Origin of the sequence: Pseudorhodobacter sp. MZDSW-24AT (assembly GCF_002794355.1) — a bacterium.
In the GTDB taxonomy this organism is placed as follows: Bacteria; Pseudomonadota; Alphaproteobacteria; order Rhodobacterales; family Rhodobacteraceae; genus Pseudotabrizicola.
In genome coordinates this window covers 105,001-118,729 of record NZ_PGOI01000001.1, presented here as the reverse complement: position 1 = coordinate 118,729, position 13,729 = coordinate 105,001, and the positions used below count along the sequence as shown (strand labels likewise).

General features: G+C 61.1%; 16 protein-coding genes. 10 read left to right on the top strand and 6 right to left on the bottom strand.

Annotated elements, in window-relative coordinates; genetic code table 11:
* The first annotated feature begins 121 nt into the window (after positions 1-121).
* Genes CUR21_RS00610 through CUR21_RS00580 form a run of 7 tightly spaced genes read left to right on the top strand, consistent with a single transcriptional unit; the run spans position 122 to position 5,026 of the window.
* Entirely contained in the window at positions 122-406 is a 285-nt protein-coding gene (locus tag CUR21_RS00610; RefSeq protein WP_100195076.1) for an STAS domain-containing protein, read from the top strand.
* Positions 403-771, top strand: coding sequence for a response regulator (locus CUR21_RS00605; protein ID WP_100195075.1), 369 nt, complete (start codon positions 403-405; stop codon positions 769-771). Before CUR21_RS00610 ends, CUR21_RS00605 begins: the two co-directional genes overlap by 4 nt.
* A 7-nt stretch (positions 772-778) precedes the next feature.
* The gene (locus CUR21_RS00600) at positions 779-2,884 is read left to right on the top strand and encodes a chemotaxis protein CheA (protein WP_100195074.1); all 2,106 of its coding nucleotides are present in this window, start codon (positions 779-781) and stop codon (positions 2,882-2,884) included.
* 4 nt (positions 2,885-2,888) lie between these two features.
* Positions 2,889-3,356 (top strand): chemotaxis protein CheW, encoded by a 468-nt coding sequence (locus tag CUR21_RS00595; RefSeq protein ID WP_100195073.1) that lies wholly within the window; start codon positions 2,889-2,891, stop codon positions 3,354-3,356.
* A gap of 3 nt (positions 3,357-3,359) precedes the next feature.
* Positions 3,360-4,205 carry a protein-glutamate O-methyltransferase CheR gene (locus tag CUR21_RS00590; RefSeq protein ID WP_100195072.1) on the top strand — a complete coding sequence of 282 codons (846 nt, stop codon included), beginning with the start codon at positions 3,360-3,362 and terminating at the stop codon, positions 4,203-4,205.
* 36 nt (positions 4,206-4,241) lie between these two features.
* Positions 4,242-4,625 carry a response regulator gene (locus tag CUR21_RS00585; protein WP_232622631.1) on the top strand — a complete coding sequence of 128 codons (384 nt, stop codon included), beginning with the start codon at positions 4,242-4,244 and terminating at the stop codon, positions 4,623-4,625.
* The gene (locus tag CUR21_RS00580) at positions 4,625-5,026 is read left to right on the top strand and encodes a hypothetical protein (protein WP_157791906.1); all 402 of its coding nucleotides are present in this window, start codon (positions 4,625-4,627) and stop codon (positions 5,024-5,026) included. Before CUR21_RS00585 ends, CUR21_RS00580 begins: the two co-directional genes overlap by 1 nt.
* Before the next feature lie 29 nt (positions 5,027-5,055).
* Here CUR21_RS00580 and CUR21_RS00575 read toward each other — a convergent pair whose 3' ends face one another.
* From CUR21_RS00575 to CUR21_RS00560, 4 genes are all read right to left on the bottom strand, one after another.
* Entirely contained in the window at positions 5,056-5,571 is a 516-nt protein-coding gene (locus CUR21_RS00575; RefSeq protein WP_100195070.1) for a chemotaxis protein CheD, read from the bottom strand.
* Entirely contained in the window at positions 5,571-6,149 is a 579-nt protein-coding gene (locus CUR21_RS00570) for a CheB methylesterase domain-containing protein (protein ID WP_255413767.1), read from the bottom strand. Before CUR21_RS00570 ends, CUR21_RS00575 begins: the two co-directional genes overlap by 1 nt.
* Positions 6,150-6,209: 60 nt before the next feature.
* Positions 6,210-9,158, bottom strand: coding sequence for a methyl-accepting chemotaxis protein (locus CUR21_RS00565; protein WP_100195068.1), 2,949 nt, complete (start codon positions 9,156-9,158; stop codon positions 6,210-6,212).
* Positions 9,159-9,341: 183 nt separating this feature from the next.
* Complete coding sequence (locus CUR21_RS00560) at positions 9,342-10,565, bottom strand: acyl-CoA dehydrogenase (RefSeq protein WP_100195067.1); 1,224 nt, start codon at positions 10,563-10,565, stop codon at positions 9,342-9,344.
* A 220-nt stretch (positions 10,566-10,785) separates the two neighbouring features.
* On the opposite strand from CUR21_RS00560, the gene CUR21_RS00555 reads away from it, so the two are divergent.
* The 3 genes from CUR21_RS00555 to CUR21_RS00545 all read left to right on the top strand — a co-directional run bounded on the left by CUR21_RS00555 (position 10,786) and on the right by CUR21_RS00545 (position 13,319).
* A complete protein-coding gene (locus CUR21_RS00555) occupies positions 10,786-11,670 on the top strand; it encodes a LysR family transcriptional regulator (RefSeq protein ID WP_100195066.1) in 885 nt (294 codons plus the stop codon).
* A gap of 108 nt (positions 11,671-11,778) precedes the next feature.
* Entirely contained in the window at positions 11,779-12,690 is a 912-nt protein-coding gene (locus CUR21_RS00550; RefSeq protein WP_100195065.1) for a ring-cleaving dioxygenase, read from the top strand.
* Positions 12,687-13,319, top strand: a complete 633-nt coding sequence (locus CUR21_RS00545) for an alpha/beta hydrolase (RefSeq protein ID WP_100195064.1) — start codon at positions 12,687-12,689, stop codon at positions 13,317-13,319. Before CUR21_RS00550 ends, CUR21_RS00545 begins: the two co-directional genes overlap by 4 nt.
* A 37-nt stretch (positions 13,320-13,356) precedes the next feature.
* Here the strand turns inward: CUR21_RS00545 and hemP are convergent, their stop codons facing one another.
* Both hemP and CUR21_RS18995 read right to left on the bottom strand, forming a co-directional pair.
* Positions 13,357-13,515, bottom strand: a complete 159-nt coding sequence (hemP, locus tag CUR21_RS00540) for a hemin uptake protein HemP (protein WP_100195063.1) — start codon at positions 13,513-13,515, stop codon at positions 13,357-13,359.
* On the bottom strand, positions 13,512-13,643 hold the full coding sequence (locus CUR21_RS18995) for a hypothetical protein (protein ID WP_255413766.1): 132 nt from the start codon (positions 13,641-13,643) through the stop codon (positions 13,512-13,514). Before CUR21_RS18995 ends, hemP begins: the two co-directional genes overlap by 4 nt.
* Positions 13,644-13,729: the final 86 nt, after the last annotated feature.

Below are 13,729 nucleotides of genomic sequence, written 5' to 3'. Positions count from 1 at the left end.
GTCTAAAATGTCCTGCGTTATCCGGCCCGGGTAAACAATTCCTTCAGTCTTTCGGCGCTACCCATAGAGGAGCAGAGGGTCGCAGCCGCCCTCTTCACGCCGGTCAGAGGGTCTTGAACAGATGCGCACGATTGAACTGGTCGCCAGGGTCACGCCGGATTCGGCGCAAGCCTTGTGGTATGAATTGGAAAGCCAATTCGACGGCGCGGGGCCCAAGCCTGCCCTCGTGATCGATGCGCAGGCGGTCCGTCATCTCAGCGCGGCGGCGGTGCAGGTGCTGTTGGTCGCCCAAAAGCGCGCGCAGCGCGACGGTGGAACGCTCTCCCTCATCACCCCTTCGCCAGAGTGTCAGGAGTGTTTGCGCGTGATGGGGGCCACCTCCCTGATCGGGGAGGCTGTGGCATGACCCTGCGCATCCTGGCTGTCGACGACTCCCTTACCATGCGCGAAATGCTCCGCCAGACGCTGACCGAAGCAGGGTTTGACGTGATGCTGGCAGAAGATGGCGTTGATGCCCTGCACCGTCTGCCCGACGCAGATCCGGATCTGATCCTCACCGATCTGAACATGCCCAAGATGGATGGTTTTGGGCTGATCGATGCGGTGCGAAAGGGGGATGTCGCGCCGCGTGTGCCCATTCTGGTGCTGACCACGGAAAGTGCGACCTCACTGAAGGAGCGTGCCCGCTCTGCCGGGGCCACGGGCTGGATTACCAAACCTTTTGACGAAGTGTCGTTGGTTTCGACCATCCGGCGCGTCGCAGCGGTGTGAGGGCGGGATGGCGGGGCTGATAGACCTTCGGGATATCTTCTTTGTCGAGGCGGACGAGCTTCTGTCGGCACTCGAAGAAGGTTTGCGCGCAATCCAGACCGGCGCGCATGACACCGATACGGTCAATGCCGTTTTCCGCGCCGTGCATTCGATCAAGGGCGGCGCGGGTGCTTTTGATCTCAAGGCGCTTGTCGGTTTTGCGCATCGGTTTGAAACGGTGCTGGATGCCTTGCGCGCGGGCAAACTCCAGCCAGAACCGGCCCTTCTCGGCGGCCTGCTCCATGCAAGTGATCATTTGGCCGACATGATTTCCGCCGCGCGGCAAGGTAATGCGACCGATCCGGAACATGATGAACGGGTGATTGCGGCGCTGGAGCAGCATGCGGGTGGTGGCGGCTCGAAAGAGGAAGAGGCCTTTGTTTTCGAGCCTTTGGCCTTGGACGGACCCTTCGGGATCGATGCGGTCCGCCTGCCTCTGCCCTCAGGCACCCGCGATGTTACCCTGACTTTCCGGCCGCACGCGGGTGCCTTTGCCTCTGGGCACGACCCCTGCCTTTTGCTGCGCGACCTCTGCGCAGATGATCCGGCCGAGGTTTGCTTGGATCAATCGGCCCTGCCGGACGCAAACAGTTTTGACCCCGGGCAATCCTACCTGGGCTGGAAAGTCATCCTGCAAACGGAGCGCACCGACCCGCAACTTCTGGCAATTTTTGAATTCATTGATGGCATTTGCGATCTCACCATTGCCTCAGCCGCGCCACCCATTCCTGACGTGGCCGCGAGCCTCCCCCCGCCATCGTCGCCTCCTCTTGCCCCGGTGCCGAGCGCCCCGCCAATCCCCGCAAACACGGCTCCGGCGCAAACCTCTGCCCCACCTGCCGCGGCTGTCAGCCCCGCCGCGGGCACTGGTCCCCGTCCCACGATCCGGGTTGATATCGACCGCGTGGATCGTCTGGTCGACATTTTGGGAGAGCTTGTCATCCATCAGGCGATGCTGACCGAAGCCATTGAACAATCCCCCGGCTTCGGTTCGGTGGAGGTGGACCGCAGCCTTGATCAACTCCGTCAGCTGTCGCGTCAGATTCAGGAATCGGTCATGGCCATCCGGGCACAGCCCGTCAAACCCTTGTTCGACCGGATGCACCGGATCGTCCGAGAGGCGTCGATGGCAGCTGGCAAGGCCGCGCGCTTGGTCACGGAAGGGGAGGCGACAGAGGTTGACAAAACCATCATCGAACGGCTGGCCGATCCTCTGACCCATATGATCCGAAATGCGGTGGACCATGGGCTCGAGAAACCCAGCCGCCGGACCGATCTCGGAAAGCCCAGCGAAGGTGTCATCAAGCTGGCGGCTGCCCATCGTTCAGGTCGAATCGTCATCACGGTGCAAGATGATGGGGCAGGGATCGACCGTGAGAAGGTGCGTCAGATTGCCATCGACAAGGGGCTTGTCGCCGCCTCGGCCGAACTCACCCCGCAAGAGATTGACGCCTTGCTTTTCCTGCCGGGCTTCTCCACCGCCACAGAGGTTTCCGCGCTCTCGGGACGAGGGGTGGGGATGGACGTCGTTCGCTCTGAAATTGCAGGTCTCGGGGGGCGGGTTGGCATTACGTCTGTGCGCGGTCTCGGCACCACGCTGACCATCAGCTTGCCCCTGACCCTCGCCGTGTTGGATGGCATGGTCTTTGTGGCGGCGGGGCAGACCCTGGTGCTCCCTGTCTCAGCGATCATCGAAACGCTGCGGCCGGAGCCGGGGATGCGGCACAGTCTGGGCCAAGCCGACTCTGTCCTCGACGTGCGCGGGCGGTGTATGCCCTTGATCGATGTCGGCATGGCTTTGGGTTTTCGGCGCAGCCTGCAACCGGGTGAGGGCGAAATTGTTGTCGTTGTCGAACGCGGCGATGATGGCGCGATTGCCTTGATGGTGGATGGGATCCGCGACCAAAGGCAGGTCGTCATCAAGGGGCTCGAGGCGAATTATGGCCAAATCCCCGGCATCGCCGCTGCCACTGTGCTGGGAGATGGCTCCGTGGCCTTGATCCTCGATCCCACCGATCTTGCGGCCAGCGGACAGTCGCCTTCACGTCCCGTTTCCCCTCTTGCGGCGGAGTAACATCATGCGTGCCACAGGATCTGCGACGGATCCCAATGTTCGCGAATTGGTCGCCTTTCGCACCGCGCGTCAGGATTTTTGTGTCGACATTCTTTCTGTGCGAGAGATTCGTGGGTGGAGCCGACCAGCCTTGCTGCCTCATGCGCCCCATTATGTTCAGGGCGTGATCAATCTGCGCGGCGCGGTGGTGCCAATCCTTGATCTTGCACGTCGGCTTGGGTTGGAGCCAATTGAGGATACCGATCGCAACGTGATTATCGTTGCCGCCATACAAAACCGGATCGTCGGGCTGCTTGTCGAGGCGGTGACAGATATTCTGACAGTGCCTTCCTCAGGCGTGCAGCCGACGCCGGACCTGGCTTCGGAAACCACGCGCAACATGCTGCGCGGAGTCGTTGTCCAAGACAGCAGGTTGATCAGGCTGCTCGATGTCGGCCAGCTCTTGCCCCAAGATGTCGAGCCGGCGGCATAACTCATGAGCCAAGGTCTCGCGCCAACGGCAGATGTGTTCCTAAGCGATCAGGATTTCTCGCGCATTGCTGCTCTAGTTCACGACGTTGCGGGGATTGTTCTCGCCGAGGCCAAGCGCCCCTTGGTGCATTCGCGTCTGATAAAGCGCCTGCGCAGCCTCAACTTGCCAGATTTCGCGGCCTATGCTGATTATGTGTCAGGACAAAGTGGTCAGGCAGAGCGTTCCGCTTTGATCTCCGCCGTAACCACAAATGTCACCTCCTTCTTTCGCGAGCAGCATCACTTCGACAGCCTGGCTGCCACCATCCTGCCTCCTCTGATTGCCAAGGCTCAGGCGGGCGGGCGGGTCAGGCTTTGGTCTGCAGGCTGCTCAAGCGGGGAAGAGCCTTACAGCTTGGCGGCAGTTGTGTCGGAACTGTGTCCTGACGCCTATCGGTATGACATCCGCATTCTGGCAACCGATATCGATCAAATCATGGTCGAAAAGACACGCCGCGCGATCTACCCGGCAGAGGCGGCAACTGGGCTTTCCCCCGATGTCGCACGCCGCCTTTTCGTTGCATCAAAGGCGGGGACGGCGTTGCACATTCACGAAAAGATCAAGTGTTTGGTGACCTGCAATCACCTCAACTTGCAGGACCCATGGCCTATGAAGAGGCCGTTTGACGTGATCTTTTGCAGAAATGTCGTGATTTACTTCGATAAGCCGACGCAAGAACGCCTGTGGCAGCGTTTGGCGACCGTGATGCCACGAGACGCATTCCTGATGATTGGGCACTCCGAGCGCGTGACTGGCGCGGCTCTCGCGGAGTTTCAAACCGAAGGAATGACCACTTACAGACGCCGCTGACATGCGGCAGCAAATCAAGCGGACAAAGGGGCAGCAATGAAGCGCGAAGATCTGAAGATTATGGTGGTGGACGATACTGCGGTGAGCCGGGGTTTGATCACGCAAGCGCTGGATTGGATGCAGGTTGAAGGGTATCGCACCTGCGCCGACGGGGAAGAAGCGTTGCGCTCTTTGGTGCAAAAACCTGTTCATCTTGTCATCTCTGATTATCACATGCCCGGGCTCGACGGCCTAGGCTTATTGGAGGGCATCCGGCGCACAAAGGGCATTGAGCGCATGGGGTTCATCTTAGTGACGGGCCGTGCGGATGCCACAATTGTTGCAAAGGGGCGGGCGCTTGGCATGAACAACATGATCACCAAGCCCTTCACACGCGAGGGGATGCGCGATTGCATTGAGCGGGTAGTAGGGCCGCTCTGATGGATAGTCCGGAAAACACCCCTCTGGATCAGGCTGACCTGTCAGGCACTGGAGATGTGAGCGGTCGCAGCACGGTGCTGTACAGCGGCAAACATCTCGCGCGGGTGGCTCAAGAGTTACGTGCTTTCGAGGCCGCGATGATTGCCCCTGGCCTTCTATGTGACCACCGCGAAGCCGCTGATCAACCGCTTGCGCACCGCCAACGCTTGCAATCTCTGGATCGCATCATCCAAGAACTCGACGGGCTGTCTGAGATCCTGATTGGCACGGCCTCGCATCTGCCGGATCGCCCCGAGGAAGGCCTCATCGAGTTGATAGAAAGGCCGCGCCTAAAAAGGCTTTCACTTGCCGTGCGGGGGCAAATGCTTGAACCTTCCGCAAGTTCGATCGTCATATTCTGAACAAATCCCTCTTTTCCTCTCGTCTGCCATCAAAACAAAACGATATCTGGCCGACCTGAGAGGCTTACAGGTGCTTCCTGAACGGCGGCAGCGGGCAGCTTCATCTGCTGCACTTGTCCCGAAACCGGCCACACGCGAAGCTTGCGTCCACTATTGCCGCCAAGGCTGCCGCCGAGATAACGTATTCCTTCGCGACGCAGAAAGTCTTCCGCGAAGCGGCCATTGGCAGCACCGATGTCGGTGAGGCCAGGAACCATCCGACCGCCGCCGAACAGTTTTGCCTCCAACCTGTCTCGCCGCGCGCCTGCGTGTATTAAGGAATTGATCAACAGCTCCATCGCGTTCAGGCCATATTTCATCGTATTTCGGTCATTTGGGTCGTTTCCGGGCAGAAGAAAGTGATTTAGTCCTCCCACCCTTGCAATCGGATCGCGCAAGAACGCCGCAACACAAGATCCGAGAATCGTCGACAGCACGTCCTGCGGGTCTGATGACACTTGGTACTCTCCTTGGATAACGACCTTCAGCTTTTCACTGTGTTGCATCAAATGGTCCGCTTGTGGCTGCCGGGGGAAGGCGGGTCCGCGGCCTGCAAAACCGCGGCAGCGATGGCATGCAAAGGAAGGATCTGAAGCGCTGCACCAAGATCTCGGGCCACGCGCGGCATGCCGTAGATCGTGGAGCTTGCTTCATCTTGGGCAATCGTGTGTCCGCCGGCGTGACGAATGCGCAGCAGGCCTTCTGCCCCGTCTCGTCCCATTCCTGTCAGCAAGGCCGCGACAGGGGGAGGCTGCAGTCGGGCTGCCGCAAAAAACAAGGGATCGACAGCGGGCCGATGCCCATGAGCGGCGGGTGTGTCAACCAGGCGCAGTGTTGCCACCGGATGCGCCGTTACGATGAGGTGGAAATTTCCAGCCGGGGCCACATGAATCCGTCCGCGCTTCACAATCTGGCGGTCTTCAGCCAGAACGACCTCAGGCGCGCAGTGACGGTTCAGACCGGAAACAAAGCTTTCAACAAAACCAGGCCGCATGTGCTGCACAAGAATGGTTGCGGGGCAATCGGAGGGGAAGCTCGCAAGCACACGGTGCAACGCTTCGACCCCGCCTGTTGAGGCGCCCATGACAATGATCCGATCAGAGGAGGCGGGAGGCGCAGGAAGCTGTCGCAACATGGTCTCCCGTCAGGCAGCGCGCCCGAGACTTGGTTTTGAGTTCGTGCGGTGGAGGGTAAAGCCAGACAAAAGCTCGGAGAGTTGATCTGCTTCTTGCTTGAGCAAGACACTCGCAGCTGTCGACTCTTCTACCATGACGGCGTTTTGTTGGGTCACCTTGTCGAGAACGGCAACCCCTGCGTTGATTTCTGCCAAGCTGTTGGACTGATCCTGCGCCGCTTGCGAAATCTCTTGCACAATCGCGCTGATATCGGCCACGTCAGACACAATAGCCTCGACCGCGCGACCGCTCTGGCTCACCAGTTCCGCCCCGCTGCCGACTTGGAGTTCCGAAGTGGAAATCAAGGTTTTGATTTCCTTGGCGGCGTCGGAGGAGCGCTGAGCCAAGGCTCTGACCTCTGCGGCAACCACGGCGAAACCGCGGCCCGCGTCACCAGCGCGTGCAGCCTCGACACCGGCGTTCAACGCCAGAAGATTGGTCTGAAAGGCGATATCGTCGATCACGGAGATGATCTTTGAAATTTGCGAGGAGGACTGTTCAATGGCTGCCATTGCGTCAATGGCTTGGCGCACGACGCCGCCATTGTTGCGCGCTTCGCTATGTGCCGATTTAACTTTGGTTCCGGCTTTCAGTGTGCCTTCGCTGGCGGAGCGGACATTCGCCGTCAAGGTGTCCAGCGCGGCTGCCGTTTCTTCCAACGTGGCGGCTTGGCTTTCTGTGCGCCGCGACAGGTCGGCGGCGGCATTGGCGATGTTGTCGGCCCCGCTGAGGATGGACGCGGCGACCTCCGCCACCCGGGCCAGCGTGTCGGACAGGCTTTGTGCCGCTTGGTTGCAGTTCAGCCGCAAGCTTTCATAATCGGCCGGGAAGCGCGTCACGATTTGTGTCGTCAGATCACCCGCGGCAAGCGCGCCCAAAGCATCGCGCAGCGCGTCAACCATCTTTTGCTGCTCCACAGCGCGTTCTTGCATCGCGCGCTCGGTGGCGGTGCGAAACTCTGTTTCGGCACTTTGGTCAGTACAGATGGCAATGATGCGCTGAGGCTCTCCCCGACGATTTCGGATCACACTCAGGCTGCAGATCACAAATCGGTCTGTGCCATCTTGCGCCACACGGTGGTGGGGTTCACTCAAGGCGCCGCGGGAGATCACGCGGGAAAGCACATTTTCTGCCTCTGCTCTGCCTCCTTTGAACAGGATGCCAAGATGCTGGCCCACGATGGCTGCACGCGCATACTGATAAACGCTCATCGCCACATCGTTGACCGTCAGGATCCGGCCATCTAGCCCGATTTCCAGCACCGCCTGTGCGGCGTTCACCGCAGAGATGATGGCGTCTGCGCGCCTTTGTTCCCGCACGTTTTCCCAGACCACAACATAGCCCGCCCGGGTGCCATCTTCATCTTCCACCGCGCTGATCGACAGGGCGAAGACCTGATCGCCAATTATGATGTCCGACTCCAGTTGGGCATTGGCGGGGTCTGACATCTTGATGAGGTTGGCATTGTGATTGGAATGAAAGACAGAGATGTTGCGCCCGATCAGCCGGTCTGGATCAAGATCGGGAAAGCGGGCCCGCATGTCGCCGATGTGATCGCGGAACAGTTTGATGAGTGCCGCATTCACATACATCAGGGTGCCTTTTGCATCACAGATCATCATCGCGGTGCTGGTGGTGGCGAAGGCCTTCCCCTTGAACAACATCTCTACCCGGTTGGCATCTGCGGTCTCCTGATCCTTGCGAAAGACCTCCAGCCCGCGGGCCAGTTCGCCAACCTCGTCACGCCGCTGCAAGAAGCCAATCTGTGTGGGCGTGCGCGCCATCATGGCCAAGGTGGCTTGCGTGAGATGCGCAAGAGGGCGCGCGATCCAGCGGCCGATGCCAAAGCCGATACCAAGCGCGACAAGGGCCAGAACGGCAAGCGCCACGAGCGTGCGTTTGGCTTCTCCCCTGACCGGGGCGGACACCACCTCTGCCTTCCGCTCAGTAAGGATCGCCCAGCCGATGTTCAGGCTCGTGACAGGGCGATAGGCAGCCAGAACCGGTATGCCGTTGGTGTTGACGGTGTCTTCTATGGTGTCAGTTTCGCCGCGCAGGGCAGCAAGCATCTGAGGTGTCTGGATCGGGTTCCGGCCCGTGATCACGCTCCCGCTTTGACGGCTCCAGTAATATCCATTGCCGCCCAAAAGGGTAAAGTCATACGCATCGCCCCCTTGACCATCGTCGCTGACAAGGGCCGTCAGAAGCTCGACCGGGAGCTGGATTGCCAAAACACCCATCCTGCGCCCCGTTTCATCATCGACGGGATAGGCCAGAAAGCTGGCTGGCTCGGCGTTGGAATAAACATAAGGCGCAAAATCCTCAAACACCATGGTGGGTTCAGGGGTTTGCATCGCCCGGCGAAAGGCGGCGCCCAGCGGGGTTTGGGCCAGATCACCCACCATCGCGTTTTGGCCCAGATCGCCTTCCTTGGCGACGGTGTAGACCAGATGGCCTTCGGCATCGAACAGGAAGATATCGTAAAACCCATTCTCGCGCCGCATGCTGCGGAAGAAATCATGCAACTTGGCATGGGTCAGCCCATAGGCGCTGCGCTCCGCGCTGTAATCATAATTGTCACGCGCGGTGCCCGTTTCGCGATTGGGGTCTACATAAGTGCGGTACAGGAAATCTGGTGCCTCTGGCCCCATCGCGCGCAGGATGACCGAGAGTTGTCGAATGCTATCGCGCGTGAACTGGGTGCCAGCGGCGGCTTTCAACCTGCCTTGCGTGGCCTCAAACCAAGTATCCACCCGATAGACGGACCGAGCCGTTGCCGCCTGCATCCCGCTGATGGCCTGTGACATCAAGGCTTTGCGCATGTCGCCCAGCACAAAGGTGGCATAGGCTGCCAAAAGCACGACGATCGACAGCATAAAGACGGCGGGCAGCAGGAACGTGAGGCTTGTGCGCTTCATGGAACACCTCCGGACAGCGGGCGGGTTGACCTGAAGCGATCAAAGCCCGTTGGTGCAGACTGCACCTTGCGGTCCTAAGAATTCCGTAACGCAAAAACTTCTAACGACTTTGCCGGGCCATCCTGAACAGGCCCCCGGTGCGGTGCCGCGCCGGGGGCCTTATGGTTTTGGTCGCAGGGCGGGTCAGAAAAACGCCTGCAGCCCGGTGATGGCGCGGCCAAGGATCAGGGCATGCACATCATGCGTGCCCTCATAGGTGTTCACCGTTTCAAGGTTCACCATGTGCCGCATGATCTGATACTCTTCCTGAATGCCGTTGCCGCCGTGCATGTCTCGCGCCAGACGCGCAGCCTCCAGCGCCTTGCCGCAATTGTTGCGCTTGATGATCGAAATCATCTCGGGCGCGGCATTGGCCTCATCCAGCAGGCGACCAACCTGCAAGCAACCTTGCAGGCCAAGGCTGATGTCGGTCATCATATTGGCCAGTTTCAGTTGATAAAGCTGGGTCTGAGCCAAAGGCTTGCCGAATTGCTTGCGGTCCAGACCATAGGACCGGGCGGCATGCAGGCAAAAGTCAGCGGCCCCCATGACCCCCCATGCAATGCCATAGCGCGCCCGATTCAGGCAGCCAAAGGGGCCCTTGAGACCTTCGACATGCGGCAAAAGCGCATCCTCTCCGACGGCGACATCCTTCAGCACGATCTCACCGGTGATGCTCGCGCGCAGCGAAAGCTTGCCGCCGATCTTGGGCGCCGACAGCCCCTGCATGCCCTTGTCAAGGACAAAGCCACGGATCTTGCCGCCATGGGCTTCGGATTTGGCCCAAACCACAAAGACATCTGCGATCGGTGCGTTCGAGATCCACATCTTGGCGCCGTTCAACACATATCCATCGGCGGTCTTCTTCGCCACCGTCTTCATGCCCGCCGGGTCTGACCCGGCATCCGGCTCGGTAAGGCCGAAGCAGCCGATCCACTCGCCAGACGCCAGCTTGGGAAGATATTTCTGCCGCTGCGCTTCGGTGCCATAGGCGTAAATCGGATACATCACGAGGCTGGATTGCACGCTCATCATGCTGCGATAGCCCGAATCCACCCGCTCCACCTCTCGCGCGACCAGACCATAGGCCACGTAAGACGCGCCCAGCCCGCCATAGGCTTCGGGGATCGTCACACCCAACAGGCCCATGGCGCCCATTTCGCGGAAGATGTCCGGATCTGTGGATTCCTCGCGATAGGCCGCGATCACCCGGGGTTGCAGCTTTTCCTGCGCATAGCTGCGCGCGGCGTCGCGCAGCATGCGCTCTTCTTCGGTCAGTTGGTCGTTCAGGCGGAACGGGTCTTCCCAATCGAAACGGCCCAGATCGGGGGCGTCCTTGGCTTTCAGGGTCGGGGTCTCAAGGCTCATGGCATCCTCCGGCTGTGGTCAGGGTGGCGAAGCTGGCGCCCGGTCGAAGACTTGCGTTTGCTGGGACGTCGGGGCCACCCCCGAGGGGGCTGGCCGCCGGCCGCCAGCACTTTTGAAAGGCGGCAAGTCTATGCGTTGGGCGCAACACTTACCCTGCGTTATTGCTCAGAATGATGCGATTTGCTATTGAAACCTTCTCACCGGATCATGAGGAAAATGCATGATTGGCCCGCGCCGCCTGTTGCCGTCCATGCCTGCGCTTCTGGCCCTAGAGGCGGTGGACCGTCTGGGCACCGTTTCGGCGGCGGCGGCGGATCTGTCCTTGACCCAAGGGGCCGTCAGCCGCGCCTTGCAAGGTTTGGAGGCGCAGCTGGGTGTGGCACTCTTCGTGCGGGACCGTCAGCGCTTGCGCCTGACCCCGGCCGCGCAAGAGTATGTGCGGCAGGTGCGCTCCAGTCTGACCGCGCTGTCACAGGCCTCGCTGCGGCTGCGCGCCAATCCGGCGGGCGGGGGGCTGTCCTTGGCCATTCTGCCCGCCTTTGGCGTGCAATGGCTGGCGCCGCGACTCCCCGGCTTTGCGCGGGCGCATCCCGGGGTGACCGTGCATCTGGCAACACGGCTGCGTCCTTTTGACTTCACGACCGAAGGCTTTGATGCGGCCATCCATTTCGGCCGCCCCGATTGGCCGGGGGCCGAGCATCTGTTGTTGATGGAAGAGGTGGTGCTGCCGGTCTGTGCGCCAAGCCTGATCCCGGCGCCCCTCGCGGCGGTCAAGGACGTGTTGACGCTGCCCTTGCTGCAACTGGAAAGCCGCCCCGGAGCATGGGGCCGCTATCTGGCGCAGCAGGGCATGCCGGGCCAGCGTCCCCTGGGCATGGTGTTTGACCAGTTCGCCACCATGACCCAAGCCGCAATCCACGGCCTTGGGGTGGCCTTGCTGCCCTTGTTTCTGATCGAAGATGCCTTGGAAAGCGGGGCCTTGATGCCCGCTTGGCCAGCGCGGGGGCATGGTTTGGGCAGTTACTATCTGGTCTGGCCGCGTGAGGCTCCGCCCCGCCCGCCGCTGATCGCCTTTCGCGACTGGATTGCCACCCAGCTGGTCTAGGGTTTTGTGCGGTTCTGCACAATCTCCCTCTGACCGTGCGGCTTATCTGCAAATTCTTTTGGTCTATCTTGGGTGCAACGCCCCGCGTCGGGGCCATAGGAGGGCAAGATGACAAAGATTTCCGGTATTCACCACGTGACCGCCATTTCCGGGGCGGCCCAAGCCAATGTCGATTTCTTCACCGGTGTTCTGGGCCAGAAGCTGGTCAAGAAAACCGTGAACTTCGACGATCCCGGCACCTATCACCTGTATTATGGCGATGCCGCCGGCAGTCCGGGCACGATCCTGACCTTTTTTCCGTTCGCGGATGCAGGCCCCGGCCGGGCCGGTCCGGGCATGGCGTCCGCCTATGCCTATGCGATTCCGGCAGGCGACTTCGACCAGATCACCGATGATCTGGCCGCGCGCGGTTTGGCCACAGCGGGCACCGGCCTGCGGTTTGGCGAGCGCTTCATCACCTTGCGCGACCCTGATGGCGCACCGGTGGAGCTCATCGAAAGCACCGCGGCACAGGATACCCACGGTTTCCATTCGGTGACCCTGTGGGAACGCGACCCCGAACGGACTGTGAAGCTTTTGACCGAAGTTTTCGGCTATGAGAAGGCCGGGACCGAGCAAGAGGGTGCCACGGAGCGTCAGCGTCTGATCGCACCGGGGGCCGAGCGCGGCCGCATTCTGGATGTGATCCGCGTGGCCGGGGCACAGCCGGGGCGGCAAGGGGCGGGCACGATCCATCACATCGCCTTCCGGACCAAGGACGATGCCGAGCAAAAGGAATGGATGGAGCGTCTGGCCCATGCCGGGCATCGCACAACGCCGGTGACCGACCGTCAGTATTTCAACGCCATCTACTTCCGCGAGCCGGGGGGCGTGCTGTTCGAAATCGCCACCGATCCGCCGGGATTTGCCATCGATGAACCAGCGCACAGCCTTGGCCAAGCCTTGAAGCTGCCTCCGCGCTACGAGCCGATGCGCGACCGCATTGAAAGGGTGCTGCCGCCCTTGCGGGTGCGCTCATGACCGCGCGCTTGCCGAAAGGCGCGGTTCAGGGGGTGGTGATGCTGCACGGGCGCGGCGGATCTGCCGCAGACATCCTGTCGCTCCTTGACCATGCCGCTTTGCCCGATGTGGCCGCGGTGGCGCCGCAGGCCCCGGGAAACAGCTGGTGGCCCAGCAGTTTTCTGGCGCCCTCCGCGCAGATCGAACCACATGTGCAGCGCGGCCTTGCCGCTGTCGCCGAGTCTGTGACCACACTGGAGCAGGCGGGCATTCCGCGCGCATCCATCTGGCTGTGTGGGTTCAGCCAAGGCGCCTGCCTTGCTCTCGAGGCTTATGCGCGGGAGGGGGAAGGTCTGGCAGGCGTTTTTGCCCTGTCCGGCGGCCTTGTGGGGCGGGCCGATCTCTCCGGGCCGCAGGACGCGCTTTATGGCCATGCGGACAAGCGGCTTGATTACACGGGGCGGCGCACGGGCAAAGTCTGGCTCTCCGTGCACGAACGCGACCCGCATATCCCGCTCAAGCGGGCCAAGGACAGTGCCACAGCCTTGCGCGCGCTGGGGGCAGAAGTGCAGATGCAGGTTTATCCGGGCGCGGGGCATGGCGTCATGCGCGAAGATATCATTGCCCTGCGCCACGCCTTGAACGGCTAAGCGGCGCGCGTGACGGGAAGGGGCCATGCGGCCCCTTTCATTTCGTCAGGATCAGCTTGCCTTGACGGGTGATGCGCAGCGAATAGACCATCCCATTCAAGAGGATACGCGCCTCACGCCCGCCTTCGGTCAACGCGGTGGCGTCATGCAGGGGAACGGCGTCGACCAGTTGCTCCATCGGGGTCAAAGCATTCATGACCGCCCCTCCAGCCGATCCAGCATCGCGCCAAGCAGATCGTTCGGCAGCAATCCGGCCAGAGATTGGCGAAGAAGTTCAGAGACATCCGGCGCAACGGGCGCGGTGCGGACAACGGCAGGTGTCATGGCAGATGGTCCTTTGGACAGGGTTTATGGTCTTGGCTGGCCCGTCCGGACTGGCTGTGTGAATACCTTACAAAAATACTTTGAAA

Excerpts from the sequence above, each read along its gene's own strand:
- CUR21_RS00610 (WP_100195076.1), top strand. The coding sequence starts at position 122 with ATGCGCACGATTGAACTGGTCGCCAGGGTCACGCCGGATTCGGCGCAA.
- CUR21_RS00605 (WP_100195075.1), top strand. The coding sequence starts at position 403 with ATGACCCTGCGCATCCTGGCTGTCGACGACTCCCTTACCATGCGCGAA.
- CUR21_RS00600 (WP_100195074.1), top strand. The coding sequence starts at position 779 with ATGGCGGGGCTGATAGACCTTCGGGATATCTTCTTTGTCGAGGCGGAC.
- CUR21_RS00595 (WP_100195073.1), top strand. The coding sequence starts at position 2,889 with ATGCGTGCCACAGGATCTGCGACGGATCCCAATGTTCGCGAATTGGTC.
- CUR21_RS00590 (WP_100195072.1), top strand. The coding sequence starts at position 3,360 with ATGAGCCAAGGTCTCGCGCCAACGGCAGATGTGTTCCTAAGCGATCAG.
- CUR21_RS00585 (WP_232622631.1), top strand. The coding sequence starts at position 4,242 with ATGAAGCGCGAAGATCTGAAGATTATGGTGGTGGACGATACTGCGGTG.
- CUR21_RS00580 (WP_157791906.1), top strand. The coding sequence starts at position 4,625 with ATGGATAGTCCGGAAAACACCCCTCTGGATCAGGCTGACCTGTCAGGC.
- CUR21_RS00575 (WP_100195070.1), bottom strand. The coding sequence starts at position 5,571 with ATGCAACACAGTGAAAAGCTGAAGGTCGTTATCCAAGGAGAGTACCAA.
- CUR21_RS00570 (WP_255413767.1), bottom strand. The coding sequence starts at position 6,149 with ATGGGCGCCTCAACAGGCGGGGTCGAAGCGTTGCACCGTGTGCTTGCG.
- CUR21_RS00565 (WP_100195068.1), bottom strand. The coding sequence starts at position 9,158 with ATGAAGCGCACAAGCCTCACGTTCCTGCTGCCCGCCGTCTTTATGCTG.
- CUR21_RS00560 (WP_100195067.1), bottom strand. The coding sequence starts at position 10,565 with ATGAGCCTTGAGACCCCGACCCTGAAAGCCAAGGACGCCCCCGATCTG.
- CUR21_RS00555 (WP_100195066.1), top strand. The coding sequence starts at position 10,786 with ATGATTGGCCCGCGCCGCCTGTTGCCGTCCATGCCTGCGCTTCTGGCC.
- CUR21_RS00550 (WP_100195065.1), top strand. The coding sequence starts at position 11,779 with ATGACAAAGATTTCCGGTATTCACCACGTGACCGCCATTTCCGGGGCG.
- CUR21_RS00545 (WP_100195064.1), top strand. The coding sequence starts at position 12,687 with ATGACCGCGCGCTTGCCGAAAGGCGCGGTTCAGGGGGTGGTGATGCTG.
- hemP (WP_100195063.1), bottom strand. The coding sequence starts at position 13,515 with ATGAATGCTTTGACCCCGATGGAGCAACTGGTCGACGCCGTTCCCCTG.
- CUR21_RS18995 (WP_255413766.1), bottom strand. The coding sequence starts at position 13,643 with ATGACACCTGCCGTTGTCCGCACCGCGCCCGTTGCGCCGGATGTCTCT.